The sequence below is a fragment of the Pseudomonas sp. R3-41 genome (assembly GCF_054161485.1).
In genome coordinates this window covers 622,310-646,601 of the sequence record NZ_CP096421.1, presented here as the reverse complement: position 1 = coordinate 646,601, position 24,292 = coordinate 622,310, and the positions used below count along the sequence as shown (strand labels likewise).

Below are 24,292 nucleotides of genomic sequence, written 5' to 3'. Positions count from 1 at the left end.
TCAGCAAGGCTTTAATACCCAGCCGCCAGCGATGGCATGTACTGGTTCCGGGGTTTGTGGTTTAAATGTCCCGAGGCTTCATTGTCAAAATCGAAGAGCTGAAAAGCGAAATAGCTGAGCAGAGTGAGGCAAGCAATGACTGAACACGTTCAAGTCGGTGGCCTGCAGGTCGCCAAAGTCCTGTTCGACTTCGTGAATAACGAAGCCATTCCCGGAACCGGCCTCACCGCCGACGCGTTCTGGGCCGGTGCCGACAAGGTCATCCACGACCTGGCCCCGAAGAACAAAGCCCTACTCGCCAAACGCGATGATTTCCAGGCGCGGATCGATGCCTGGCACCAGGCCCGTGCCGGCCAGGCCCACGACGCCGTGGCTTACAAAGCCTTCCTGCAAGACATTGGATACCTGCTGCCAGAAGCGGCGGATTTCCAGGCCACGACCCAAAACGTCGATGACGAAATCGCCCGCATGGCCGGCCCGCAACTGGTGGTGCCGGTGATGAACGCCCGCTTCGCCCTCAACGCCTCGAACGCCCGCTGGGGTTCGTTGTATGACGCGCTGTACGGCACCGACGCCATCAGCGAAGCCGATGGCGCGGAAAAAGGCAAAGGCTACAACAAGGTCCGCGGCGACAAGGTCATCGCCTTCGCCCGTTCTTTCCTCGACGAATCGGCGCCCCTGGCGGCCGGCTCCCATGTCGACTCCACCGCGTACAAAATCATCGACGGCAAACTGGTGGTCACCCTCAAGGGCGGCAGCAACAGCGGCCTGCGTGACGATGCCCAGTTGATCGGTTTCCAGGGCGATGCCTCGGCACCGACCGCCGTGCTGCTGAAACACAACGGCCTGCACTTCGAAATCCAGATCGATGCCAGCACCCCGGTCGGCCAGACCGACGCCGCCGGCGTCAAAGACATCCTGATGGAAGCCGCACTGACCACCATCATGGACTGCGAAGACTCGGTCGCCGCCGTCGATGCCGATGACAAGGTGGTGATCTACCGCAACTGGCTCGGCCTGATGAAGGGTGATCTGTCGGAAGAAGTCGCCAAGGGCGGCCAGACGTTTACCCGGACCATGAACCCTGACCGTGTCTACACCTCCGTCGACGGTTCGAGCGTCACGTTGCACGGCCGCTCGCTGCTGTTCGTACGCAACGTCGGCCACCTGATGACCATCGACGCGATCCTGGACAAGGATGGCAACGAAGTGCCGGAAGGCATCCTCGACGGCCTGATCACCAGCCTGGCGGCGATCCACAGCCTCAACGGCAACACCTCGCGCCGCAACAGCCGCACGGGTTCGGTGTACATCGTCAAACCGAAGATGCACGGTCCAGACGAAGCCGCGTTCACCAACGAGCTGTTCGGTCGCGTCGAAGACGTGCTGAACCTGCCGCGCAACACCCTCAAGGTCGGGATCATGGACGAGGAGCGCCGTACCACGGTCAACCTCAAGGCCTGCATCAAGGCCGCCAGCGAGCGCGTGGTGTTCATCAACACCGGCTTCCTCGACCGTACCGGCGATGAAATCCACACCTCCATGGAAGCCGGCCCGATGGTGCGCAAGGCCGACATGAAAGCCGAGAAGTGGATCGGCGCCTATGAAAACTGGAACGTCGACATCGGTTTGAGCACCGGCCTGCAAGGCCGCGCGCAAATCGGCAAGGGCATGTGGGCGATGCCGGACCTGATGGCGGCGATGCTCGAACAGAAAATCGCTCACCCGCTGGCCGGCGCCAACACCGCATGGGTTCCCTCGCCGACCGCCGCCGCCCTGCACGCGCTGCATTACCACAAGGTCGACGTGTTCGCCCGCCAGGCCGAACTGGCCAAGCGCGCCCGCGCGTCGGTGGACGACATCCTGACCATCCCGCTGGCCGTCAACCCGAACTGGACGCCGGAGCAGATCAAGAACGAACTGGACAACAACGCCCAGGGCATCCTTGGCTACGTGGTGCGCTGGATCGATCAGGGCGTCGGTTGCTCCAAGGTGCCGGACATCAATGACATCGGCCTGATGGAAGACCGTGCGACGCTGCGTATCTCCAGCCAGCACATCGCCAACTGGCTGCGCCATGGCATCGTCACTCAAGAGCAAGTGATGGAAAGCCTCAAGCGCATGGCGCCGGTGGTCGACCGCCAGAACGCCAGCGATCCGCTGTACCGCCCGCTGGCACCAGCCTTCGACAGCAACATCGCCTTCCAGGCGGCGGTCGAGCTGGTGATCGAAGGCACGAAGCAGCCGAACGGCTACACCGAGCCGGTGCTGCACCGTCGTCGTCGCGAGTTCAAGGCCGCCAATGGGTTGTGATTGAGCAGTAGCCACGCGGCACAAAAAAAGCCCTGATCTCTCGATCAGGGCTTTTTCGTTTGCAACACCTGACTGCCTTTGTGGCGAGGGAGCTTGCTCCCGCTCGGTCGCGCAGCAACCGCAATACAGGTCAATGAGATTCCGACGTCTGGAAAAGGTCTGCTGCGCAGCCCAGCGGGAGCAAGCTCCCTCGCCACAAAAGCGATCACGCCATGGCGTCGTTCCTGGAAGAAGCGACTGGCTAAAGGTCCATCCCCAACTCATGCTTGACCAACCCCAACAGCTTTTCGGTATCGATCGGCTTGAGCAAAAAATCCACCACGCTCAGGTGCATGGCTTCGATGGCGTCCTTCACGTCGGCATCGCCCGAGACGATGATGATCGGCAACGCCGCCCGCTCGGACTCGCGCACCAGGCGCACCAGCTCAAGGCCATCGACGTTGCCCATGCGCAGGTCGGTGATCAGCAGGCCGATCGACGGCTTGGTTTCCAGCATCTTGAGTGCCGTTTCGCCACTGGCGGCGGTCATACAGTGAATCCCGTCCAATGCCAGGATCTCCGACAACAGCTCCCGTGCGTCCTTGTCGTCGTCAACGATCAAGACGCGCTGCGGCGGCAGGTCAGGTTCCAGCATGACGGCACTCAGCGCCTCGCGCTCGGCATCACTCAAAATATCGTGGTCGGACATGGTGCTCTCTACGTTCTTAAATCGATCCCCTGGCACAGTGGTCAGACATCGTTCCGAGGCGCTTCAATGTGCACTTCGTCGGATTTTTTTCCAAGAACATTCAACGAAGATTTTTCTGACGTCTAGCGTAGGACTTTTCTGTAGGCCGGCCCTCTGGATAGCGACCTAGACTTACGTCCAATGGGCACCCCGCGCCGAGGGGTCGACCATGGGAACAGATCCGACCACAACAATTCGAATAAGACTGCGTAATGGTTATGAAAAAAGCGGACGCCTTCATCCAGGCAGGGAAAACCGCGGTGTTGCAAAACATCCAGGGGACGCTGCAGTTTCTCCAGCGCTTTCCCCCGTTCAACCAAATGGAAAACGCCCACCTGGCCTACCTGGTGGAGCAATGCCTGCTGCGTTTCTACGCCCCCGGTGACACCATCATCACGCCGGCCGACGGCCCAGTGGAACACTTCTACATCGTCAAGCAGGGCCGGGTGGTGGGCGAACGTCCGCATTCGGCCAAGGGTGGCACCGAGACCACCTTCGAGATCACCACCGGCGAATGTTTCCCCCTCGCCGCGCTGCTGGGCGAGCGAGCCACGCGCACCGAGCACCGGGCCGGCGAAGACACGTTCTGCCTGCAACTGAACAAACTCGCCTTCATCAAGCTGTTCGCCCTGTCCGGCCCGTTTCGCGATTTCGCCCTGCGCGGGGTCAGCAGCCTGCTTGACCAGGTCAACCAACAGGTCCAGCAAAAATCGGCGCAAAACCTGGGCACCCAATACTCCCTCAATACCCGACTGGGCGAATTGGCGATGCGCCACCCGGTCAGTTGCAGCCCGGACACACCGCTACGCGAAGCCGTGAAGCTGATGCATGAGCAGCAGGTCGGCAGCATCGTGGTGGTGAATGAGCAAAAAGCGCCGGTGGGGATTTTCACCCTGCGCGACCTGCGGCATGTGGTGGCCGATGGGGCCGGGGATTTTTCCCAGGCCATCGTAGGACATATGACCCAGGCACCGTTTTTTCTCTCGCCGGACCACAGCGCCTTCGACGCGGCCATAGCCATGACCGAGCGCCACATCGCCCACGTCTGCCTGGTCAAGGACCATCGCCTGTGCGGCGTGGTCTCGGAGCGCGATCTGTTTTCCTTGCAGCGGGTCGACCTGGTGCACCTGGCCCGGACCATCCGCAACGCCCCCAGGCTGGAAAACCTCGTGGCCCTGCGCGGCGAGATCGGACAACTGGTGGAACGCATGCTGGCCCATGGTGCGTCGTCGACCCAGATCACCCACATCATCACCTTGCTCAACGATCACACCGTCTGCCGGGTCATCGAACTGACCCTGGCCGACAAGGGCGACCCGGGCGTGCCTTTCAGTTGGCTGTGTTTCGGCAGTGAAGGCCGGCGCGAGCAAACCCTGCACACCGACCAGGACAACGGCATTCTGTTCGAAGCCCGGGACGCCGCCCATGCCGCGCAGATCCGTGGCTTGCTGCTACCCATCGCCCAACAGATCAACCAGAGCCTGGCCCTGTGCGGCTTCACCCTGTGCAAGGGCAACATCATGGCCGGCAACCCCGAGCTGTGCCTGTCTCGCGCCGAATGGGCCCGGCGCTTCTCGGCATTCATTCGTGAAGCGACGCCGGAAAACCTGCTGGGATCGAGCATCTATTTCGACCTGCGGGTGGTCTGGGGCGACGAGCAAGGCTGCGAGCAGTTGCGCCAGCAGATCCTCGGCCAGGTGGCTGACAACCGCTTGTTCCAGCGCATGATGGCCGAAAATGCGCTGCGCCATCGCCCGCCCGTGGGCCGCTTCAGGGATTTCGTGCTGAGCCGCAAGAACGGCGAAAAGGCGACCCTGGACTTGAAAGTTCAGGGCCTGACGCCCTTCGTCGATGGTGCCCGCCTGCTGGCACTGGCCAACGGCATCGAAGCCAACAACACCTTGGAGCGCCTGCGGCAATTGGTCGTCAAGGAGGTGATCGAACCGCTCGATGGCGCGGCCTATGAAGAGGCCTATCACTTCATCCAACAGACCCGCATGCAGCAACACCAACTGCAAACCCGCGAGAACCTGCCTTATTCCAACCGCGTCGACCCCGACAGTCTCAACCATCTGGATCGACGCATCCTGCGTGAATCCTTGCGCCAAGCCCAACGCCTGCAAAGCAGCCTGACGCTGAGGTACCAGTTGTGAGTATTTTTTCCTGGCTGCGCCCGGCCCAACCGACGGTACCCGATGCGCTGCAACAGCGCCTGGAGGGCCTCCCCGCGCCTTCGCCACTGAGTGAAAGCAACCTGCGGGAGCAACGCTGGGTCGTGCTGGATCTGGAAACCACCGGGTTGAACCTGAACAAGGACCAGGTGCTGTCCATCGGCGCGGTGGTCATTGAAGACGGCGCCATCGACTTCAGCCAACAGTTCGAACGGACCTTGCAGTGCGATAAGCAGAAACTCGGGCCCAGTGTGTTGATCCATGGCCTGGCCCCCAGCACAATTGCCGCTGGCAGCGACCCGGCCGACGCGCTGCTGGCGTTCATGGAGTTCGTCGGCGACAGTCCGCTGCTGGCCTTTCACGCACCTTTCGATTCCCACATGCTCGGGCGCGCCTTGAAAGACTACCTGGGCTATCGCCTGCAGCATCCGTTTCTCGACGTGGCGGACCTGGCCCCGATGCTTTGCCCCCAGGCCCATCTGCGCAAGTCCGGCCTGGACGAGTGGATCGACTGGTTCAAGCTGCAAGTCTTCGACCGCCACAACGCCAGCGCCGACGCCCTGGCCACGGCGGAACTGGCGCTGATCCTGTTCAGCCGCGCCCGTCAGCAACAGATCCAGAGTGCGCTTGAGCTGCAACAGCGCCTGGGCCAGTGGAAACGGCGGCAGCAGGCGCCTTCGCTTTAACCTGAGGCCTGAGGCCTGAGAACCCAGTTTTTTTGTGGGAGCGGGCTTGCTCGCGAAGGCGGTGGATCAGCTTACATTGATGTTGAATGTGCAGCCGTCTTCGCGAGCAAGCCCGCTCCCACATAAGTACTGCATTCTGGCAGGCACAACGCACCATCGCCACTGCCCGACCAGCGCCAATTGCTTTCCCTCCCCACCCTCTGCCACAATCGCGAACAATTCTCGTTACTTAAAACATCGGTGATGATCCGTGTCGTCAGTCCCCACTCCCCATAGTGATTTGGTTGGTGCGTTGTACCGTGACCATCGCGCTTGGCTATTGGCATGGCTGCGACGCAACGTGGCGTGTGCGCACCGGGCCGAGGACCTGAGCCAGGACACGTTCGTGCGCTTGCTGGGTCGCGAGGAACTGAAAGCACCCCGCGAGCCCCGGGCGTTTCTGGTGGCCATCGCCAAGGGCCTGCTGTTCGATTATTTCCGACGCGCAGCCTTGGAGCAGGCTTACCTTACCGAACTGATGCTGATCCCCGAGGCCGAGCAGCCCTCGGTGGAAGAACAGCAAATCATCCTGGAAGACCTCAAGGCCATCGACCGCCTGCTCGGCAAACTGTCGAGCAAGGCCCGTGCAGCCTTCCTTTATAACCGCCTCGACGGCCTCGGCCACGCCGAAATCGCCGAGCGCCTGGGGGTTTCGGTGCCGCGCGTGCGGCAGTATCTGGCTCAGGGCATCCGCCAGTGCTACATCGCCCTGTATGGAGAACCGACGTGAGCCAGGCCCATGCCAAACCGGTCTCGGCCAGCGTGCTGGATGCCGCCATCGCCTGGCAGTTGTCCCTGGACTCGAGCAGCGCCCAGGAGCGGGAAGCGTTCGCTCGCTGGCATGCCGCCGATGAAGAACACGCCCGGGCCTGGCGACAGCTAGGCATGCTCGACCAGCGCTTCAGCCTGGCCAACGGGCCGGCACGGGCGGCGTTGCTGCAATCGCGAGTGAGCATTCGCCGACGGATACGCAAGGTGGGCAGCGGCCTTGCCAGCGTTGTCGCGGCCATCGGCCTGGCGTTGTTTGCCGCAGATCGTTACCTGCCGCTGGATTACTGGCTGGCCGATCAGCGCACCGCGACAGGCGAGCAACGCACCCTGCGCCTGGCCGACGGCACGCTGATCAACCTCAACACCCACAGCGCCCTGGACGTGCGTTTCGATGACAAACAGCGTCGCATCATCCTGCAGGAAGGCGAGATCCTGGTGGAAACCGGCCATAACGATCCGCGCCCTTTCATCGTTGAAACTCGCGAGGGCAGCATGCGCGCCTTGGGCACACGGTTCCTGGTTAAGCGCGAAGACCAAGGCACACGCCTGAGCGTACTGAAATCCGCGGTAGCCGCGCACCCGCAGGCCACCGATGAAGAACAGATCCTGCGCGAAGGCCAACAAGTGCTGATGCGCCACGACGGCCTCGGCCCGACCATCGCCCTGAACCCCGGCGCCGATGCCTGGACCCGCGGCATGCTGGTGGTGGACAACGCCCGCCTCGAAGACCTGGTCCATGAGTTGGGGCGTTACCGGCGCGGCTACCTGGGCGTGGAACCACAAGTGGCCGACCTGCGCATCACCGGCAGTTTCCCGCTGCACGACACCGACCTGGCCCTGACCGCCTTGCTGCCGACCTTGCCGGTGCAGGTCGAGCATCACACGCGGTGGTGGGTGGTGGTGGGGCCAAGTACCGCGCCGAAACCCTGAGAGATCGTTGCTCAGTTAGGCCGCCTTCGCGAGCAAGCCCGCTCCCACATGGGAATGCGGACTCCTGTGGGAGCGGGCTTGCTCGCGAAGAGGCCTGTTGATCCAGTAAAAAAACAGACTGGACACCATCACCCGCAAAACGAATCTAAATTATTTTCATCCAGCCCTATCACTTTTCGATTTTCATCCGGCACCCAGGCAATTGAGAAATATTTCCATTCAGGAGCCGCCGTATGTCCCGCCCGCTAGACACCCTGTTGCGCCCCAGCTTGTTGGCCGTTGCCATTGCCTTTGCCGCCCCGTTGACCAGCGCCCCGCTGCTGGCCGCCGAACAGGCCACGAGCGTGCGCGCCTACAACCTGCCCGCCGCGCCCCTGGCCAGCACCCTGAACCAGATCGCCAGCCAGGCCGGCCTTGCGCTGAGCCTGAATCCGTCCCTGGCCTCGGGCAAGACCTCGGCCCCCGTCCAGGGCCAGTTCGACGCCACCGGCGCCTTGCACGAGGCCTTGCGCGGCACCGGCCTGCAACTGGAACAAAGCAGCGCCGGCACCTACAGCCTGGTGGCCATGCCAGAAGGGGTCATGGCCCTGCCGGAAACCAGCGTGATCGGCGCCGGTCTCAGTGAAACCGCGTGGGGCCCGACCGAGGGCTACGCCGCCACCCGCACCGCCGCCGGGACCAAGACCGATACGCCGATCGTCGAACTACCGCGCTCCGTCTCCGTGGTCAACCGCCAGCAGATGGAAGACCGCTCCGTGCTCAACCTCAACGACGCGTTGCGCTATACCGCCGGTGTGCAGAGCAGCGGCTATGGCTCGGACTCGCGTAACGATTGGCTGCTGGTGCGCGGTTTCGTGCCCACCCAGTTCCTCGATGGCCTGCCGCTGCCCAAGGGCAACTACATCACGCCAAAAATCGAGCCTTGGAACCTTGAGCGCATCGCCGTGCTGCGTGGCCCGGCTTCGTCGGTCTACGGCCAGACGCCACCCGGCGGCATGCTGGACATGGTCAGCCGCCGCCCACAAGCCGAAAGCAGCAATGAAGTCGAGCTGCAGGCCGGCAGCTACGAACACAAGCAGATCAACTTCGACAGCACCGGCAAGGTCGATGACGAAGGCCAGTTCCTCTATCGGGTCAGCGGCACCGTGCGCGACAGCAACGCCCAGGTCGATCACATCCCGGACAAGCGCTACAACCTCGCGCCGAGCCTGACCTGGAACATCAACGACGACACGCGCCTGACCTTCCTGTCGCAATACACCCGCGACGACACCGGCATCACCGGGCAATTCCTGCCACTGCAAGGCACCAAGCTGTCCTCGCCGGCGGGCAAGATTTCCCACCACAAGAACCTGGGCGATCCGGACTGGGAATTCTACGACCGCACCTACTACGCGCTCGGTTATGCGTTTGAACATCGCTTGAACGATACCTGGCAGTTCCGCCAGAACCTGCGCTATACCAAGAGCGATTTGGAAACCCAGGGTATCTCGGCTGGCGGCCAATTCTGGCCAGACGGCCCCGACCAATCGGTGGACGCCGACGGCAACGTCAAGCGCAGCGCCAGCGTCATCAATGAAGACATCAGCCAGTTCGCCGTGGACAACAACTTCCAGGCCGACTTCCAGACCGGCGCCCTCAGCCACACCCTGCTGCTGGGCCTGGATCACCAGCGCTCCAACAGCAATTCGCGCTGGGATTGGGGCTCGACTGGCGTGCCAACCAGCAACATCCACAACCCGACCTATGGACAGGATTTCTCCAACGTCCAGTACTTCACCATGTATGACTACAACCAGAAGACCCACCAGACCGGCCTGTACGTCCAGGACCAGATCGCCCTGGACAACTGGCGCCTGACCCTCGGTGGTCGTGAAGACTGGATTCACACCGGCACCGTGTTCCACAACCTGAACAACGTCACCAACACCCAGCGCGACAAGAAATTCAGCGGCAACGCGGCATTGAGCTATGTCTTCGATAACGGTGTGACGCCGTACCTTTCCTTCGCCCAGTCTTTCCAGGCGGCGGCAGGTTCAACCGTCAACAGCACCGAAGCGTTCAAGCCGACCGAAGGCGAACAGTACGAGGCCGGTATCAAGTACCAACCGCCCGGCACCAAGACCTTGCTGACCGCCGCGGTGTTCGACCTGACCCAGAAAAACAACTCCGTTACTGAAAACAACGTCACCCGCCAGGTGGGTGAAGTCCAGGTGCGTGGCCTTGAGTTGGAAGCGTCCGGCGATGTCACCGACAACTTGAAGCTGGTCGGTTCCTACACCTACAACCACAGCGAAATCACCAAGGGCACCGCGGCTGAAGAAGGCAAGCGCATGGCCCAGGTGCCGCGTAACCAGGCCACCGCCTGGGCCGACTACACCTGGCACAACGGCCCGCTGGATGGCTTCGGTGTCGGCGCCGGTGTGCGTTATGTCGGCGACACCTACGGCAACACCAGCAACACCGACTGGGGCCATGTCGGGTCCTACACCGTGTACGACGCCTCGGCCCATTACGACCTGGGTCGTTTGAACAAAACCCTCAAGGGCGTCACCGTGGCGGTGGATGCCAAAAACATCTTCAACAAGGACTACCTGTCCACTTGCGACGGCTTCTACTGCTACTACGGTGACCAACGTAATGTCGTCGCCAGCGTGAATTACAAATGGTAAACGGTTAGCATTTGCAAAACCTATTTGAGGGTGCTCGGTTGGCAAAGCTGTCCATGTAAGGAAAACCGTGGCGAGGGAGCTTGCTCCCGCTGGGCCGCGTAGCGGCCCCAAAAGCTTGGGATCGCTGCGCAATCCAGCGGGAGCAAGCTCCCTCGCCACAATGGCTGTCCCCCAAAAGAACAGTGTTATCCCCCCAAGTGCCCTTTTGCATTCGGATCGATCATGAAAAGCAAAACCATTCGTCGCTGGTCTTTCGTCCACACCTGGACCAGCCTGATCTGCACGGTCTTCCTGCTGATGCTGGCAATCACCGGGCTGCCGCTGATCTTCCACCATGAAATCGAACACCTGCTGGGCGACGCCCCCGAGCTTCGGGAGATGCCGGCCGGCACGCCGCCGCTGGACTTGCAGCAACTGGTGGAAAAAGCCAAGGCCCATCGCCCAGGTGAAGTGGTGCAGTATTTTGGCTGGGACGAGGACGAGCCCAACGGCGTCATCACCATCATGGCACCGACACCGGGCACCGAACCCAATTCCTCCCACACCTTCATGCTCGACGGGCGCACCGGCGAAGCCTTGGAAATGCCCTCGGCCAATGGCGGTTTCATGATGGTCATGTTGCGCCTGCACGTGGACATGTTCGCTGGCTTGCCGGGCAAGCTGCTGCTGGCGTTCATGGGGCTATTGTTCGTGATTGCCATCGTCTCCGGGGTGGTGTTGTATTTACCGTTCATGCGCCGCTTGAAGTTCGCCACGGTGCGCCAGGACAAATCCACGCGCCTGCGCTGGCTCGACCTGCACAACCTGATCGGCGTGGTCACGCTGGTCTGGGCACTGACCGTGGGCGTCACCGGCGTCATCGCCGCGTGCGCCGACCTGCTCATCGCGGCATGGCGCAACGACAGCCTCAGTGCCATGGTCGAACCCTACCGCAACGCCCCGCCGCTGACCCAACTGGCTCCGGCCACGCGTTTGCTGGACATTGCCAAGGACGTCGCGCCGGGCATGGAGCCCAGCTTCATCGCCTTCCCCGGTACGCTGTTCTCCAGTGAGCACCACTACAGCGTGTTCATGAAAGGTGACACCCACCTGACCTCGCACCTGCTCACGCCCGTGCTGATCGATGCCACCACCCTGGACGTCACCGCCGTCGCCGAACGACCGTGGTACATGGACATGATGAGCCTGTCCCTGCCGTTGCACTTCGGCGACTACGGTGGCCGGCCGATGCAGATCTTCTGGGCGACCCTCGATATCCTGACCATCATCGTCCTGGGCAGCGGCGTGTATCTGTGGGTAGTTCGGCGCAAGGCCGCCAAACGTGCAACCGTCGGCGCGGAGGTCGCTTCGTGAGGCCTCGGCAGTCGAATTTCTGGAAGGTGTTTGGTATTCCCCTGATGATCGGTGCGCTTAGTGCGGCAGGGCTGTTTTCGGCGTTGCTGGGTGACGGCGCATGGGATGCGGTGAGCTGGGTTGGGTTGGGCATACCCACGGTGCTGGGGACTTGGGGCTTGATCAAACGCGGATAACCCCAGACAAACACGCCCCTGTGGGAGCGGGCTTGCTCGCGAAGGCGGCGTGTCAGTCGCAATTATGTTTCTGACAGGCCGCCTTCGCGAGCAAGCCCGCTCCCACACTGGAACTCGCCAGCCGCCCAGCAACTGTCTAGGCTAAGCCCCTGCCCGCCCAATCGAGGATACCCGCATGTCCACCCCCAGCATGACGCTGTTCCACAATCCCGCTTCGCCCTTCGTGCGCAAGGTCCTGGTGCTGCTGCACGAAACCGGCCAGCAAGACCGCGTGGCGTTGCAGCTTAGCCAGCTCACGCCGGTCAAGCCGGACCGGGCGCTTATCGATGACAACCCGTTGAGCAAGATCCCGGCCCTGCGCCTGGCCAACGGGACAGTGATCCATGACAGCCGCGTGATCCTCGATTACCTCGACCACCAGCACGTCGGCAACCCGTTGATCCCCCGGGACGGCGCGGCACGCTGGCGGCGCCTGACCCTCGCCTCCCTGGCCGACGGGATCATGGATGCAGCGGTGATGATCCGCTACGAAACCGCGCTACGCCCCGTGGAAAAACACTGGGACGAATGGCTCGATGCACAACGGGACAAGATTCGCCGTGCCCTGGGCCTGCTCGAAGCCGAGGCGATTGCCGAATTGGCCAGCCATTTCGACGTGGCCTCCATCAGCGTGGCCTGCGCCCTGGGCTATCTGGACCTGCGCCATCCCGACCTGGAGTGGCGCAAGGCCAATCCGCAATTAGCAGCCTGGTTTGCCGAGGTGAGCCTGCGGTCCTCGATGGTCGAGACGGTGCCCAGGATTTAGTTCTGTATTGGCTGCACCGACCTCTTCGCGAGCAAGCCCGCTCCCACAATGTCTGCGCAAGACTTGTGGGAGCGGGCTTGCTCGCGAATGGGCCAATACGATTCCAGAGGAAACAACCCAGCAATCAGCGCCACCAACTTTTCGCCCTGGCGCTGATCCTCCCGCAACCCCAGCGACCGGCTCACTTCACCTCCCCCAACTCGAAGTTCATCGCCGCGGCCGGCTTCGACCCGACCCCATACCAGTCCAGCTTGCGGGTCAGCACCATGAACACGCCCAACAGGCTGAACAACAATAGCGACCCCATCAACAACGCATAATCCTCGGCGCTCAACAGGCCATAAAGCAAACCGTACAAGCCCGCCAGCCCCGCCGAAAACCCGAGGCCGTGGCTCACGCTGCGCAGCACATGGCAGACATAAAACCCGATCAATACGACACAGGCACTGGCCGACACCAAGTACGCCAGGGTGAAACCGATGTGCTCCGACAACGACAACAGCAGCAAGTAGAAGAACGCCAGCGCCGCGCCCACCAAGGCGTACTGGACCGGGTGCACCGCCAGGCTCTTGAGCACTTCGAAAAGGAAGAAACCGGCGAAGGTCAGCGCGACGAACAGCAACGCATATTTGATCGCCCGGTCGCTCTTGAGGTATTGGTCCACCGGATCGATGAAACTCACCCCGAAGGCACGGCTGCGGAACGCTTCACAACTATCGCTTGGCTCGCAGGCTTGCAGCGTTTCCAGCAGGTTGGTGGAGAAAAACGACGTTTGCCAATCAGCACTGAAGCCCTGCTCATTGATCTCGCGGTTGGTGGGCAGGTAGTTGCCGATGAAGCTGGGGTGCGGCCAGTCGGCCGACAGGTGCACCTTGGTGGATTTGCCCACCGGCAGAATCTGGAACTCGCCCGTGCCTTGCAGGCGCAGGTCAAAACCGAAGGTCAGCTCGGGGCCGCCCTGGGCGGTGATCATCGGCAGCGGCACATGCACGCCCTGCCCCAGCCAGCCGAGTCGCGAGCCGGGCAGGAAATCGACGGTCTGCTGGTTCAGCGTCAAGGTCAACGCATTCTCGATGCCACGAATATCGCTGATGCCGACGCTCAGGTACGGCTCGTCAAAACGGTAATCGGCGAAATCCTTGGCAGCGACACCGTAGCGCTCAGGCACCTTGAAGCGGCCATCGATGCGGTTGTCGGCGTGGAACATCCGCGCTTCGTAAATGCCCCGGGCACGGGTTTCAGTGCGGATCTGGCCGTCGAGCTCGAATTGCTCAGGCAAAAAATATAACTCGCCTGTTCGTTCGACGGTTTCCAGGAAACGCACACCGGTCTTCTCATTGGTGTTCCAGACCTTCACGCTCTTGCGAAACGGCACCACGATCATCGGTCCGATCAGTTGCTGGTTGTAGCTGGAGCTGCGGGCGATGTCCTGCAGCACACCGTCGCGCAACTCCTGGCGCTCGTCGATGAGGCCATTGATCATCAACAGCGGGATCATCAGCAAGAGGATCAAGAGGGCGATCATGCCCAGTTTAATGGCGAGGCTGCGGTTCATGTGGGGCTCTCCCTGTTCGAATGAGGGAGAGTCTGGGGTGGCTGTGTGAGGGGTTTATGGGGGAAATGTGGAGATTGTGTGGAGACTGAAATCTCACCTGACCAATGAAACCTGTGGCGAGGGAGCTTGCTCCCGCTCGGCTGCGAAGCAGTCGCAAAGGGGCCGCTTCGCAGCCCAGCGGGAGCAAGCTCCCTCGCCACAAGAGTGTTCCAAACTGAGTAACTGGGTTTTCAGGGCAACCTCAGCACCACCTCCACCCCACCCTCGACATTGCCAATACTGAATTGCCCCCCATGCAACTGCACCACTTCTTCGACAAAGTTGAGCCCCAGGCCGGTGCTCTTGCGGCCGCTGTCCGGGCGCGGCAGGGAATAGAAACGCTCGCTCAAGCGCGGCAGTGCGTAGTCGGGGATCGGCGCGGCCTGATTGAACAGGCGGATCTCGACACGATTCCCACGGCGCTCGGCGCTCACTCGCAGCAGGCCGTTGATGGGGGTGAAGTCCAAGGCGTTTTCCAGCAGATTGCCCAAGGCCTGGCGCAACAGGAACGGCTCTCCCGTCAGCGCCAGGTCGGCAGCGATATGCTGTTCAACCGTCAATTGGCGACTTTCGATCCAACCGCCGCGCGCTTCCAGCAACTCAGCCATCAGCGCCGCCAGCGGCACGGCGACCTCTTCTTCCAGCCCTTGGCGCTGCTCGATCTGGGCCAGGTTGAGCAAGCGCTCGATCAACTGCTGCATACGCACGCTTTCGTTATCGATGTTGCTGACAAAGCGTTGGTGCTGGGCGGCGGGCATGTCGCTTTGCAGCAGTTCGGCGGCGCCACGAATCGCCGCCAGCGGGCTCTTGAGTTCGTGGGTGAGTGTGTGCACGTAACGCTCGACGTAGGCCTTGCCTTCGAGTTGGGTGCGCATGTGCTCCACCGCCCCGGCCAGTTGCTCGAATTCACCGCCGCGATAATGCGGCACTTCCACCCGACGCCCCTGGCTGACCGCCTGGGCGTAGATCGTCAAACGCCGCAGTGCCGCGCTGAGCCACCAGGACAACAAGCCGCCCAGCAACAAGCCCAGGGCGACCAGCCCGGCGCCATAGATCAACAGCCGCCGCTCGGTGCGATCGACATAAGGCTGCAAGGAACTGTTGGGCTTGGCGACGGTGACAACGCCAATGATCCGGCCGTTGTCGCGAATCGGCGCACCGACGTGCATCACCGAAGACGCCGGGTCGTCCGGATCGCTGCGACTCGAACGGGCGCCGTAGTGGCCGCGCAGGGTCAGGTAAACGTCGTTCCAGCGTGAATAATCCTGCCCCACCGCCACGCCACTGGAGTCGAGCACCACGATGCCCTTGGCATCGGTGACATAGATGCGATGGCTGACCTGGTTTTTCGGCAAGCCCCAGATCGTCGCCGCCGGCTGGCGCTCGCCATAAGCCCTGAGCAATTGTGGCCAACGATTCTGGTTGAGGGTGCCGGCCTTGAAATCGTCCCGCAGGATCTCGGCCATCAGGTTGGCGGTGTCCACCAGGGTTTCTTCGGTGGACTGGCGCACGCCGGGGCGGATCTCCTCCATGACCGTGTTGAGCACGAAGTAACCGGTCAAGGCGATAAACAGCACATACACCAGGAAAATCCGGATCCCCAGCGACATCAACTGTGCCCCGGGCTGTAGCTGTAGCCCAGGCCCCGATGGGTCTGGATCGGCTCAGCCTCGGCGCGGACCAGGCGCAACTTGGCGCGCACGCTTTTAATGTGGCTGTCGATGGTGCGCTCGTAGCCGGCATCGCTGGCAACGCCCAGGGCATCGAGCAATTGTTCGCGGCTGAAAACCCGCTCGGGCTGCTCCAGCAGGCAATTGAGCAGGCGGAATTCGTGGCGGGTAAGGTTCAGCGGTGTGCCGCGATAATTGATCTGCACGCGGTCCGCATCGACCTGAAACAACGCCGTGCCCACCTCCGCCACCGGCCGCGGCGCCACGCGCTTGAGGATCGCCCGAACCCTGGCCGCCACCTCGCGGGGGCTGAAGGGTTTGACTACATAATCGTCGGCGCCGATCTCCAAACCCACGATCCGGTCGATCTCGCCATCCCGGGCTGTAAGAAAGATGACCGGAACGTCGCTGAAACGTCTGATTTTTTTACAAGTCTCGAATCCGCTGATATCCGGCAGGCCCACATCGAGAATGATCAGGTCCGCCGGGGTGTTTTTCTGGTGTTCAAGAGCGGCTGCGCCGAGGCTCAACCAAGTGGTGTCAAACCCCTCCCCTTGCAGGGCAAACACCAGCGTATCGGCGATGGCGGCTTCGTCTTCGACAATCAGGATATGAGGCATGGCTTGCGGGCCCGGCAGTAAAGTTGCCGGAACGGTGCCGCAAGGTTTGGGGTGAGTCAATCAGGGAAATCAGCAGTCCGGCTTATCCGCCGTAAACCGCCGCGCCGGGTTCACCGCCGCACCGAACTCACGCAATGCCTTGGCACCAATCAACAGCGGGTAATTGAAACTGCTGCGGTCGGTCAGGTTGACCTCGACCGTGCGCTTGACGTTGCCCAGGCACAATTCCAGATCGACCACCGGGCGCTTGGTGGGGGCGATCTTTTCGTCGTCCTCTTCATCCTCTTCGGAACGGGTCTTGATCTTGCTGATGCGGGCGATCTTGTGTTCGTAGACCTTGTTGCTCGCATCCTTGGTCGCCAGGCGGAAGCGCACCCAATCGTCGCCGTCACGGGTGAAGGTCTCGATGTCCTTGGCCGACAGCGAGGCGGTCAAGGCGCCGGTATCCATCTTGGCCTTGAGCACTTCGCCGCCGATTTCCGGCAACGCGATGTATTCGTAGCGCCCGTACAGGGTCGGCTCGGCGGCCAGCACCGGAAGGGCCATCAGGGAAAGCAGGGCGAGAACTGATTTCATGTAGTTAGGGCTTCCATTGTGGGCGTGGTTTTTTAGACCGTGGCTGATGAATTCGTTCGGTTGACTTCGATAGCAATGGCTAAGAGAAACTCCAGCCAAGCGCTACCCCTGTAGCGAGGGGATTTATCCCCGCTGGGGTGCGAAGCGCCCCCTGAGATTCTGAAATCTAGGTACACCTGGCTATTCGAGTTGACTGTTTGGGGTTGCTTCGCAACCCAACGGGGATAAATCCCCTCGCCACAGAAGCCAGTCCAGTCTAGCCAAGCCCAAGTGAAACTTTCGTCCAAGCCGATTTGGCCTACCACCCGAAGCTTGCTTATCATGGCCCGCCCACCCGTTTGCAAGAGTCATCTATGCGCCGCCTGCTCACCGGCTGTTTCGTCACCCTGTTGCTGTTGCTCAACACCCTGGTGCTGTTCGGGCCGCTGATGGTGTTCGCACTGCTCAAACTGGTTCTGCCCGGGCGTTTTCGCGACTATTCCTCGTGGGCAGTGATGTGGATCGCCGAAACCTGGGCCGAGATCGACAAGCAGATCTTTGCCCTGTGCATCCCCACCCGCTGGGACATCCGCGGCGGCGCCGACCTGCGCGGCGATACGTCTTACCTGGTGATCAGCAATCACCAATCCTGGGTGGACATCCCCGCCCTCGTCCAGGCCCTCAACCGGCGCACGCCGTTCTTCAAGTTCTTCCTCAAGAAAGAACTGATCTGGGTGCCGTTCCTGGGGCTGGCCTGGTGGGCCTTGGATTACCCGTTCATGAAGCGCTACACCAAGGTGTTCCTGGCAAAGAACCCGGAACTGGCCGGCAAGGACCTGGAAATCACCAAGGCCGCCTGCGAGTTGTTCAAGCGTCAACCGGTCACCGTGGTCAACTACCTCGAAGGCACCCGCTTCACCGCCACCAAAAGCCAACAACAGCAATCGCCCTTCACCCACCTGCTCAAGCCCAAGGCCGGTGGCGTGGCGTTCGTGCTGGCGGCCATGGGCGAACAACTGGACGCGGTGCTGGACGTGACGGTGGTCTATCCGCAAGACCGCATTCCCGGGTTCTGGGACTTGATCAGCGGCGCGGTGCCCAGGGTCATCATCGACATCCAGACCCGCGAACTGGACCCTACGCTCTGGCAAGGCGACTACGAAAACGACCCGGTGTTTCGCCAGCGGGTGCAGGACTGGGTCAACCGGCTCTGGACTGAAAAGGACCGGCGCATCGCCCAATTGCGCAACGAGGGGATGGGAACCTAACAGTTCTGATAGTAGGCAGCGGCTGAAAAAGCTCCGATGCTGGAGGTCCGGCTTTTTGGACCTTACACGGAGTTCGGAGCATGCCTGTTGCCCCTCGTGAGACCGTATTGTGCCGCTACCGCTACGACCCGCTGGATCGTCTGGTCGATTGTGCGCCTTCCGTCGAGGCGGGTATCCAGCGCTTTTATTGCAAAAGCCGATTGGCGACGGAGATACAGGGCGCGGTGCAGCGCAGCGTATTTCAGCATGAAGACCAGTTGTTGGCGCAACGTCGGCGCGAGGATGTGAAGGTCGATACCGCCCTGTTGGCGACCGATCAGCAGCGGTCGCTGTTGAATGTGCTCGATGCGAACCGGCTTCATCCCCTTGCCTATAGCCCTTACGGACATCGCCCGGCGGAAAACGGTCTGCTCAGTTTGCTTGGGTTTAACGGCGAACGGCCGGATCCGGTGACGGGGCATTATTTGTTGGGGAATGGGTATCGGGCGTTCAATCCGGTGTTGATGCGGTTTAATAGTCCGGATAGTTTGAGTCCGTTTGGGGAGGGGGGGGGGTTGAATGCTTATGCATACTGTGAAAATGACCCTATAAATAAAGAGGATCAGACTGGCCACATACCGCTACTTAGATACTTAAGACGCTTGTTTGGAACCAAAACATCAATAGAAAATACCGTAATCGCGATAGAAAATACCGTAATCGCGATAGAAAACGGGGCAAAAGTCAAGGCAGGCGGGCGAACCATCGCACGCAAAACGTCGGACTCCATTGAAAATACCATTCAACTAGACCAATATAAAAAAAATGAAATTCTTTCAATTTCAGAATCATTAAATACAAATAGCGATAACCTGTACCTTGAGCATATCAATCCAACCATCCCTATTGGAGCCTCTAACAAGACCAACAACCCACTAAAACTTGGCATTTCCGAACTTACAGACTGGCGCCCACCAGATCAAAGCCGATCCGCCCGAATAAAGCATTTGGGTGATTCTATATTTCTTCGCAGAAGAGTTGACGAAACAATAACTGCTAGAGCACCTGAAGCAGCACCTTCATCGAGAAACCGCGAAATAAGAGCACCCAAATAATTCATCCTGAGGCAGCTTGATGATCAGAAGCTGCTGGACCGAGCTTACCTCCTGGACATCCTCGTTCATGCAGCGACACCAAGCCGACCGTTGGTCTGTACGGCCTCCATTCAAAATGACTATCGAATTGAAGCCACTTATTCCAAATTAACATAAAAAACTGTCAACCCTGACAGTACCCCCCGCCAGACCCAGCCGTAACCATGTCGCCGAGACCTAATTACGGAAGCAGACCCATGCGCAATTTCATGACAGGCGGCGGCGGAATAATTCTGCTGATGATCGGCCATGTCCACGCTGGAGAAGTCACTTGTCCGGCCGTGACACAACTCCATGAAAACACTGCAACGGTAGAAATGCAGGATGATCCCGAATGGCAAAGCCAAAGCCCCGTACAGGAACTCAACCCTGCGGCGCTGCCCTTCAACGATGCCGAGTTCGCGGTCCAGGAGCTCGACGAAGATAACCAGCCGCCAGCAAGGGTCAGCATCACTTGCAATCACGGTGAGATGAACCTCACGCTGGATTACCCTACGTCCCAAAAACCGGCCTTAATGCCTGGACTGGACATGCGTTGCGCCAGCCGGGACACCCGTACTTGCAGGCAGGGAAGCACCGACTACCTCAGCTTGAGATTCTGACCTTCTTGTGGCGGATTTTCGGTGTCGCCACCCTCACACACCCGCACCGCTCCCCCAAATGCCCCCCAGGTTCTGCAACAGCGAACCGGCCACGCCCTGTTGACCGAGGTACTGCAAAATGATTGGAGCAAATTGACCAATCATTCCACTGTCCATGCCCAGCGCGCTGAAGGCATTGTTCAGGTCGCCGGTATCCTTGACGTTACCCAGCAGGCCGTCGAGCAAGGCATTGTTATCCGACCCGCCACCGAGCAAACCACCCAAGCCATTGAGCCCGCCGATGGCGCTGTTTCCGGCGATCTGATCCAGGCCCGGCACACTTTTGCTCAACTCGGAAAACTGCGGCTCGCTGAGCCGATTCCTCGCCAGCCCCAGCATCGCACCGGCACCGCCGATGGCCTGCTCCGGCGTGATCTTCAGTTCCGATCCCAGGGTATTGAGCAACCCGGCGGCTTTCGGTGCGGCGGCCACGACGCCCTCTTCCTCGCCTGAGCTGCCCTGCATGGCCGACACCACATTGGCGGCATCGCTGAGGCTGAACTGCGCGAAGGCCGGGCTGGCGGCCAGTATCAACAGCCAAGACAGTGCAAAACCGCGTGAAACCTTCATCCGGGACATCCTCTTGAACATGAAAAAGCCGCCCATGAAGGGCGGCTAAAGCGTGGGTTGGACTGGCGCAGGCGAAGATTGTTCCTAAACGTACTGAGCTAATAGCCGATAGCCATCACAGAAAATTCTTCCAGGAGCGTAAGAAGTGTCTGATTTAACGAAAACCACGCTTTTTTATATAGCCAAAAGTTACCAAACATCCATATACAGTTCTAAATTGACATAAATAACTGTCAACCTCGACAGTAGCCCGCCCGACCAAAGCCGTGAATTGTTGAACTGAGCCCTGGAGCCTGGCACATGAAAAAAATACTGGCTGGAGGCGCGGTGCTGCTTTTGCTGATCATCGGCCACGTCCAGGCCGGTGAAATAACTTGCCCCGCCGTCACTGACATCCGTAGAAACATCGAATCGGTGGAAGACGTTTTTTTCGTCGATGTACAGGACGAGTACGAATGGGTGAGCGAAAGCCTGGTGGATGTGGTCAATCCGTTATCGTTGCAATTCGAAGGTGCCGAGTACGTGATTCATAAGGATGACGGGAACGAGCAGACACCCTCCAATGCGACCATCACATGCAGGTACGGTGCGATCAATCTGAAGCTGGAAGAACAACAGATCCTGGAACCGACTTTTTCAAAGTGGATGAGCAATCGCTGCGAAAGCGCGGACATTCGAATGTGCAGGTTGATGGACGGCGACTACTTCAACTTGATTTATTGATCGGGAATGACAACCGCGTCACTGTTCCAGCACAGCCATTCAAACCGCCCTGCCATCGCCTGCACCATTACCGTACAGTGCGGCTTCTTCCAGCAGAGTGTGTTCATGAACGTACAGATCGGCGGCGCCACCCTCGCGGTCATCGTGACCGGCATGCTCATCGTCCTGGGCGTCAACGAATGCCAGCGCGGCCCGCTGAACCCGGAACTGGCCGACGGCACCAGCGAACACCAAAAGACCTGGCTGACCATCGAACACCGCATCAAGCGCTCTGACCCGACCCTCACCGAGGTGACCCGCGACCAGCAAACGCTGACCGTGCATTACCGGCCTGGCACTTGTGCGGATGACTGCGAGCCCTGGGTTGCGCACATGCTACGGGTCGTCGGCCACGGCCTGGCGGCGCTCAACGGCGCGCCGGGGGGCAAGCAGTACACGCAAGTGACGGTCAAGGCGCGGATCCTTGCCGATGATGACGTGGAGCTGGTCTATGACATGCCAGGGTTCGACGCCATCAAGACCCAACAAGGCGGCTACGAAACCTTTGCCGGCATGCCCCGTAGCGTGACATTCAGCGGCGACGCCCTGGCCCAGGCGCAGGACTATTGCCAAGGCCCCAGCGCCAAAGGGTTCTACCCTGAATTCTGTGAACGGGTCGAGACCGCAGCTGCCCAAGAGTAACCGTGGCGAGGGAGCTTGCTCCCGCTGGGGGGCGCAGCGCCCCCAGTGAAGCGGATGGCATCTTTCTGATACACCCCGGTGACTGGCTTTGGGGCCGCTTCGCAGCCCAGCGGGAGCAAGCTCCCTCGCCACAACAGCGCTCGATCACCGTCGACTAAAAATCTTACAACTACTTGGGAAATCCCCCGCAACAGCGAGCCTTGCCCAAGCCAATCCGCGATGCCTATAGTTCGTCCCGTCGTCCACATGGCGACTCGGGTTTGGCGACTCGATAAACTACGGTCAGAAGCCCTGCTTTTTGGCACGGGCTTTTGCACTCGCAGAACTGCTCAATGGCAGTTGTGCGCGGGAGATCTTCGGGTCTGCCGGTTTCCGTAGTTATCCGGTTCGCCAACCTGCGTACAGCTGCCACCCATTCGTTTGGCGACGGGGGGGTGGTGGCATCCACCAGACTACGGAGTTTTACCGAATGAACCGATACATACCCCTCACCGGCGTCGACTGCTCCCCTGCCGCCCTGCTCATCGACACCCAAGCCCCCCTCGACGTCCTCCACGAAACCGCCGCCTACCGCATCCGCGCCGTCACCCAACTGCTGGAAAACATCGCCTTTCGCGAAGAGCTCAGTTCCGACGCCGTCGTCCTCCACGATTTCGCCCTGCTCCTGGCGATTCCGTTGCGCGACGGCTGCGACGTGCTGGACGTGATCGGCCGCCGCTTGCAGGCACAAGCCATGGTTTGACCGCGGCCGCAATCATCCGACTATCAAGGCCCAAGCCGTTATTCCCTCTCGGTATTGCCTACTGTCAACGTTGACAGTAGGCAGCCGCTTATACGGCCTCTAAGCTCAGCCGTGACAACGACAAACAAGGCTCTGGGCAAACCACAGCCCCTGTGCCTTTCTTCATTCGGGCAAGCAGGAAGAATAAAAATGAGCGACCGAATCAAAGGAACCGTGAAGTGGTTTAACGATGCAAAGGGCTATGGCTTCATTACCTGCGGCAAAGGAGGCGAGGAATTGTTCGTTCATTATTCGGCTATCGCCGGCGAGGGTTACAAAACGTTGAAACAGAAGCAAACGGTCTTTTTTGAAATCGAAAAGGGCGACAAAGGCATGCAGGCCACGAGAGTGGCGCCGGAATAAAGCCCCCGTCCATTCAGGGAACGACCCCATGTCGGCGAACCGCAAAACGCTGCTCTGCCATTACCGATACGACCCACTGGATCGCCTGGCCGACTGCACCCCCTCGGCCCAGGCCCGCACCCAGCGCTTCTACCTGAAAGAGCGCCTGACCAGTGAAATCCAAGGCTCGGTACAGCGCTCGATATTCCAACAGGACGACCAACTCCTGGCGCAACAACAGCGCCAGGACGCCGCCGTCGAAACCACCTTGCTCGCCACCGATCAGCAACGCTCGGTGCTGCACGCGCTTGATGCCACCCAGCCTCATCCCCTCGCCTATACGCCCTACGGTCATCGCCCTGCGGAAAACGGCTTGCTCAGTCTGCTCGGCTTCAACGGCGAACGGCCGGATCCGGTGACGGGGCATTATTTGTTGGGTAATGGGTATCGGGCGTTCAATCCGGTGTTGATGCGGTTTAACAGCCCGGACAGTTTGAGTCCGTTTGGGGAGGGTGGGTTGAATGCCTATATGTATTGCGTAGGGGATCCGGTCAATCGACAGGACCCGACAGGCCACCTTTCTTTTTTCCCAAAAGGGTTTAATCCTATAAAAGGATTTAGAAATTTGTTGGGCCTAAGAAAAGCCTCACCCCACAAAGCTGAACCCTCCTTGGCTACCGGAAAAAAATTTTTGGTGGGGTTCCACGGCACCTCGGAAGACAGCGCGCGAAATCTGCTCAAAAGCGGGGTTAAGGAAGGATATGAAGGGACTAATAGCAGACTGGAAGAATTGGTCCTTGGTGAAGGGTTTTACATCGCTAAAGATCCTGCGCTCGCAGGAGATTACGCTCGCGCGCTGCTTAAAAAAAACGATCGTTCAATCGTACTTAAGGTATACGTAACCGACATGCCTTTAAAAGTTCCCGGCGTCGATTATTATCGTGGCGAGGGTATAAGCGAAGGAATAAAATCTTTCCGCCCCCATACCTACGGAGACATTTCATTCCAACACCATAGTTCTTTCAGGCGCAAAGGGCCGATTGACCAAACTCAGGAAATTCGCCAATAAAG

Annotated in this window: 23 protein-coding genes; 17 read left to right on the top strand and 6 right to left on the bottom strand. The window is 60.2% G+C overall.

The features are described from left to right. Window positions 1-135 precede the first annotated feature (135 nt). On the top strand, window positions 136-2,313 hold the full coding sequence (locus M1D99_RS02890; protein ID WP_458131357.1) for a malate synthase G: 2,178 nt from the start codon (window positions 136-138) through the stop codon (window positions 2,311-2,313). A gap of 241 nt (window positions 2,314-2,554) precedes the next feature. On the opposite strand, the gene M1D99_RS02885 is transcribed toward M1D99_RS02890, so the two are convergent. Further along, entirely contained in the window at window positions 2,555-3,001 is a 447-nt protein-coding gene (locus M1D99_RS02885; RefSeq protein ID WP_053126003.1) for a response regulator, read from the bottom strand. Window positions 3,002-3,258: 257 nt separating this feature from the next. Here M1D99_RS02885 and M1D99_RS02880 point away from each other — a divergent pair, with 257 nt between their 5' ends. The 8 genes from M1D99_RS02880 (at window position 3,259) to M1D99_RS02845 (ending at window position 12,643) form a co-directional block, all read left to right on the top strand. Continuing rightward, on the top strand, window positions 3,259-5,193 hold the full coding sequence (locus tag M1D99_RS02880; protein ID WP_346343466.1) for a putative nucleotidyltransferase substrate binding domain-containing protein: 1,935 nt from the start codon (window positions 3,259-3,261) through the stop codon (window positions 5,191-5,193). Beyond that, window positions 5,190-5,897, top strand: coding sequence for a 3'-5' exonuclease (locus tag M1D99_RS02875; protein WP_458131356.1), 708 nt, complete (start codon window positions 5,190-5,192; stop codon window positions 5,895-5,897). Before M1D99_RS02880 ends, M1D99_RS02875 begins: the two co-directional genes overlap by 4 nt. 250 nt (window positions 5,898-6,147) lie before the next feature. After that, entirely contained in the window at window positions 6,148-6,666 is a 519-nt protein-coding gene (locus tag M1D99_RS02870; RefSeq protein WP_018607416.1) for an RNA polymerase sigma factor, read from the top strand. Continuing rightward, window positions 6,663-7,637: a FecR domain-containing protein gene (locus M1D99_RS02865; RefSeq protein WP_434573907.1), complete on the top strand. Its 975-nt coding sequence runs from the start codon at window positions 6,663-6,665 to the stop codon at window positions 7,635-7,637. Before M1D99_RS02870 ends, M1D99_RS02865 begins: the two co-directional genes overlap by 4 nt. Before the next feature lie 233 nt (window positions 7,638-7,870). Beyond that, window positions 7,871-10,309 carry a TonB-dependent siderophore receptor gene (locus M1D99_RS02860; protein WP_458131355.1) on the top strand — a complete coding sequence of 813 codons (2,439 nt, stop codon included), beginning with the start codon at window positions 7,871-7,873 and terminating at the stop codon, window positions 10,307-10,309. Between the two features lie 222 nt (window positions 10,310-10,531). Continuing rightward, on the top strand, window positions 10,532-11,662 hold the full coding sequence (locus M1D99_RS02855; protein WP_186706923.1) for a PepSY-associated TM helix domain-containing protein: 1,131 nt from the start codon (window positions 10,532-10,534) through the stop codon (window positions 11,660-11,662). Continuing rightward, a complete protein-coding gene (locus tag M1D99_RS02850) occupies window positions 11,659-11,838 on the top strand; it encodes a hypothetical protein (protein ID WP_346343465.1) in 180 nt (59 codons plus the stop codon). The genes M1D99_RS02855 and M1D99_RS02850 overlap by 4 nt, the downstream gene beginning before the upstream one ends. A 175-nt stretch (window positions 11,839-12,013) precedes the next feature. After that, on the top strand, window positions 12,014-12,643 hold the full coding sequence (locus M1D99_RS02845; protein ID WP_434573903.1) for a glutathione S-transferase: 630 nt from the start codon (window positions 12,014-12,016) through the stop codon (window positions 12,641-12,643). A 181-nt stretch (window positions 12,644-12,824) separates the two neighbouring features. Here M1D99_RS02845 and creD read toward each other — a convergent pair whose 3' ends face one another. The 4 genes from creD to rloA2 form a co-directional block, all read right to left on the bottom strand. After that, window positions 12,825-14,198, bottom strand: coding sequence for a cell envelope integrity protein CreD (gene creD, locus M1D99_RS02840; protein ID WP_458131354.1), 1,374 nt, complete (start codon window positions 14,196-14,198; stop codon window positions 12,825-12,827). Window positions 14,199-14,428: 230 nt separating this feature from the next. After that, the gene (gene creC / locus M1D99_RS02835; protein ID WP_434573899.1) at window positions 14,429-15,847 is read right to left on the bottom strand and encodes a two-component system sensor histidine kinase CreC; all 1,419 of its coding nucleotides are present in this window, start codon (window positions 15,845-15,847) and stop codon (window positions 14,429-14,431) included. After that, a complete protein-coding gene (creB, locus tag M1D99_RS02830; RefSeq protein ID WP_186706919.1) occupies window positions 15,847-16,527 on the bottom strand; it encodes a two-component system response regulator CreB in 681 nt (226 codons plus the stop codon). The genes creC and creB overlap by 1 nt, the downstream gene beginning before the upstream one ends. Window positions 16,528-16,596: 69 nt before the next feature. Next, window positions 16,597-17,103, bottom strand: coding sequence for a retropepsin-like aspartic peptidase RloA2 (gene rloA2, locus M1D99_RS02825; protein WP_434573895.1), 507 nt, complete (start codon window positions 17,101-17,103; stop codon window positions 16,597-16,599). Between the two features lie 353 nt (window positions 17,104-17,456). Between rloA2 and M1D99_RS02820 the strand changes: the two genes are divergently transcribed. From M1D99_RS02820 to M1D99_RS02810, 3 genes are all read left to right on the top strand, one after another. Further along, a complete protein-coding gene (locus M1D99_RS02820) occupies window positions 17,457-18,350 on the top strand; it encodes an acyltransferase (RefSeq protein ID WP_434573893.1) in 894 nt (297 codons plus the stop codon). 80 nt (window positions 18,351-18,430) lie between these two features. After that, window positions 18,431-19,444: an RHS repeat-associated core domain-containing protein gene (locus tag M1D99_RS02815; protein WP_458131353.1), complete on the top strand. Its 1,014-nt coding sequence runs from the start codon at window positions 18,431-18,433 to the stop codon at window positions 19,442-19,444. 236 nt (window positions 19,445-19,680) lie between these two features. Continuing rightward, window positions 19,681-20,085, top strand: coding sequence for a DUF3757 domain-containing protein (locus M1D99_RS02810; protein ID WP_434573891.1), 405 nt, complete (start codon window positions 19,681-19,683; stop codon window positions 20,083-20,085). A 33-nt stretch (window positions 20,086-20,118) separates the two neighbouring features. On the opposite strand, the gene M1D99_RS02805 is transcribed toward M1D99_RS02810, so the two are convergent. Continuing rightward, window positions 20,119-20,694, bottom strand: coding sequence for a DUF2780 domain-containing protein (locus M1D99_RS02805; protein ID WP_434573890.1), 576 nt, complete (start codon window positions 20,692-20,694; stop codon window positions 20,119-20,121). A 300-nt stretch (window positions 20,695-20,994) separates the two neighbouring features. Between M1D99_RS02805 and M1D99_RS02800 the strand changes: the two genes are divergently transcribed. From M1D99_RS02800 to M1D99_RS02780, 5 genes are all read left to right on the top strand, one after another. Next, a complete protein-coding gene (locus tag M1D99_RS02800) occupies window positions 20,995-21,417 on the top strand; it encodes a DUF3757 domain-containing protein (RefSeq protein WP_434573888.1) in 423 nt (140 codons plus the stop codon). Window positions 21,418-21,522: 105 nt separating this feature from the next. Beyond that, window positions 21,523-22,098 carry a hypothetical protein gene (locus M1D99_RS02795; protein ID WP_434576345.1) on the top strand — a complete coding sequence of 192 codons (576 nt, stop codon included), beginning with the start codon at window positions 21,523-21,525 and terminating at the stop codon, window positions 22,096-22,098. A gap of 469 nt (window positions 22,099-22,567) precedes the next feature. Then, a complete protein-coding gene (locus M1D99_RS02790; RefSeq protein WP_458131352.1) occupies window positions 22,568-22,840 on the top strand; it encodes a hypothetical protein in 273 nt (90 codons plus the stop codon). 189 nt (window positions 22,841-23,029) lie between these two features. Continuing rightward, entirely contained in the window at window positions 23,030-23,242 is a 213-nt protein-coding gene (locus M1D99_RS02785) for a cold-shock protein (protein ID WP_434573886.1), read from the top strand. A 28-nt stretch (window positions 23,243-23,270) separates the two neighbouring features. Continuing rightward, entirely contained in the window at window positions 23,271-24,290 is a 1,020-nt protein-coding gene (locus M1D99_RS02780; protein WP_458131351.1) for an RHS repeat-associated core domain-containing protein, read from the top strand. The last annotated feature ends 2 nt before the right edge of the window (window positions 24,291-24,292 follow it).

Bases quoted from the DNA above. Each gene is read 5' to 3' on its own strand.
- M1D99_RS02800 (WP_434573888.1), top strand. From the start codon at position 20,995: ATGAAAAAAATACTGGCTGGAGGCGCGGTGCTGCTTTTGCTGATCATC.
- M1D99_RS02855 (WP_186706923.1), top strand. From the start codon at position 10,532: ATGAAAAGCAAAACCATTCGTCGCTGGTCTTTCGTCCACACCTGGACC.
- M1D99_RS02795 (WP_434576345.1), top strand. From the start codon at position 21,523: ATGAACGTACAGATCGGCGGCGCCACCCTCGCGGTCATCGTGACCGGC.
- creB (WP_186706919.1), bottom strand. From the start codon at position 16,527: ATGCCTCATATCCTGATTGTCGAAGACGAAGCCGCCATCGCCGATACG.
- M1D99_RS02845 (WP_434573903.1), top strand. From the start codon at position 12,014: ATGTCCACCCCCAGCATGACGCTGTTCCACAATCCCGCTTCGCCCTTC.
- M1D99_RS02780 (WP_458131351.1), top strand. From the start codon at position 23,271: ATGTCGGCGAACCGCAAAACGCTGCTCTGCCATTACCGATACGACCCA.
- M1D99_RS02815 (WP_458131353.1), top strand. From the start codon at position 18,431: ATGCCTGTTGCCCCTCGTGAGACCGTATTGTGCCGCTACCGCTACGAC.
- rloA2 (WP_434573895.1), bottom strand. From the start codon at position 17,103: ATGAAATCAGTTCTCGCCCTGCTTTCCCTGATGGCCCTTCCGGTGCTG.
- M1D99_RS02885 (WP_053126003.1), bottom strand. From the start codon at position 3,001: ATGTCCGACCACGATATTTTGAGTGATGCCGAGCGCGAGGCGCTGAGT.
- creD (WP_458131354.1), bottom strand. From the start codon at position 14,198: ATGAACCGCAGCCTCGCCATTAAACTGGGCATGATCGCCCTCTTGATC.
- M1D99_RS02890 (WP_458131357.1), top strand. From the start codon at position 136: ATGACTGAACACGTTCAAGTCGGTGGCCTGCAGGTCGCCAAAGTCCTG.
- M1D99_RS02810 (WP_434573891.1), top strand. From the start codon at position 19,681: ATGCGCAATTTCATGACAGGCGGCGGCGGAATAATTCTGCTGATGATC.
- M1D99_RS02880 (WP_346343466.1), top strand. From the start codon at position 3,259: ATGAAAAAAGCGGACGCCTTCATCCAGGCAGGGAAAACCGCGGTGTTG.
- M1D99_RS02785 (WP_434573886.1), top strand. From the start codon at position 23,030: ATGAGCGACCGAATCAAAGGAACCGTGAAGTGGTTTAACGATGCAAAG.
- M1D99_RS02805 (WP_434573890.1), bottom strand. From the start codon at position 20,694: ATGAAGGTTTCACGCGGTTTTGCACTGTCTTGGCTGTTGATACTGGCC.
- M1D99_RS02790 (WP_458131352.1), top strand. From the start codon at position 22,568: ATGAACCGATACATACCCCTCACCGGCGTCGACTGCTCCCCTGCCGCC.
- creC (WP_434573899.1), bottom strand. From the start codon at position 15,847: ATGTCGCTGGGGATCCGGATTTTCCTGGTGTATGTGCTGTTTATCGCC.
- M1D99_RS02820 (WP_434573893.1), top strand. From the start codon at position 17,457: ATGCGCCGCCTGCTCACCGGCTGTTTCGTCACCCTGTTGCTGTTGCTC.
- M1D99_RS02860 (WP_458131355.1), top strand. From the start codon at position 7,871: ATGTCCCGCCCGCTAGACACCCTGTTGCGCCCCAGCTTGTTGGCCGTT.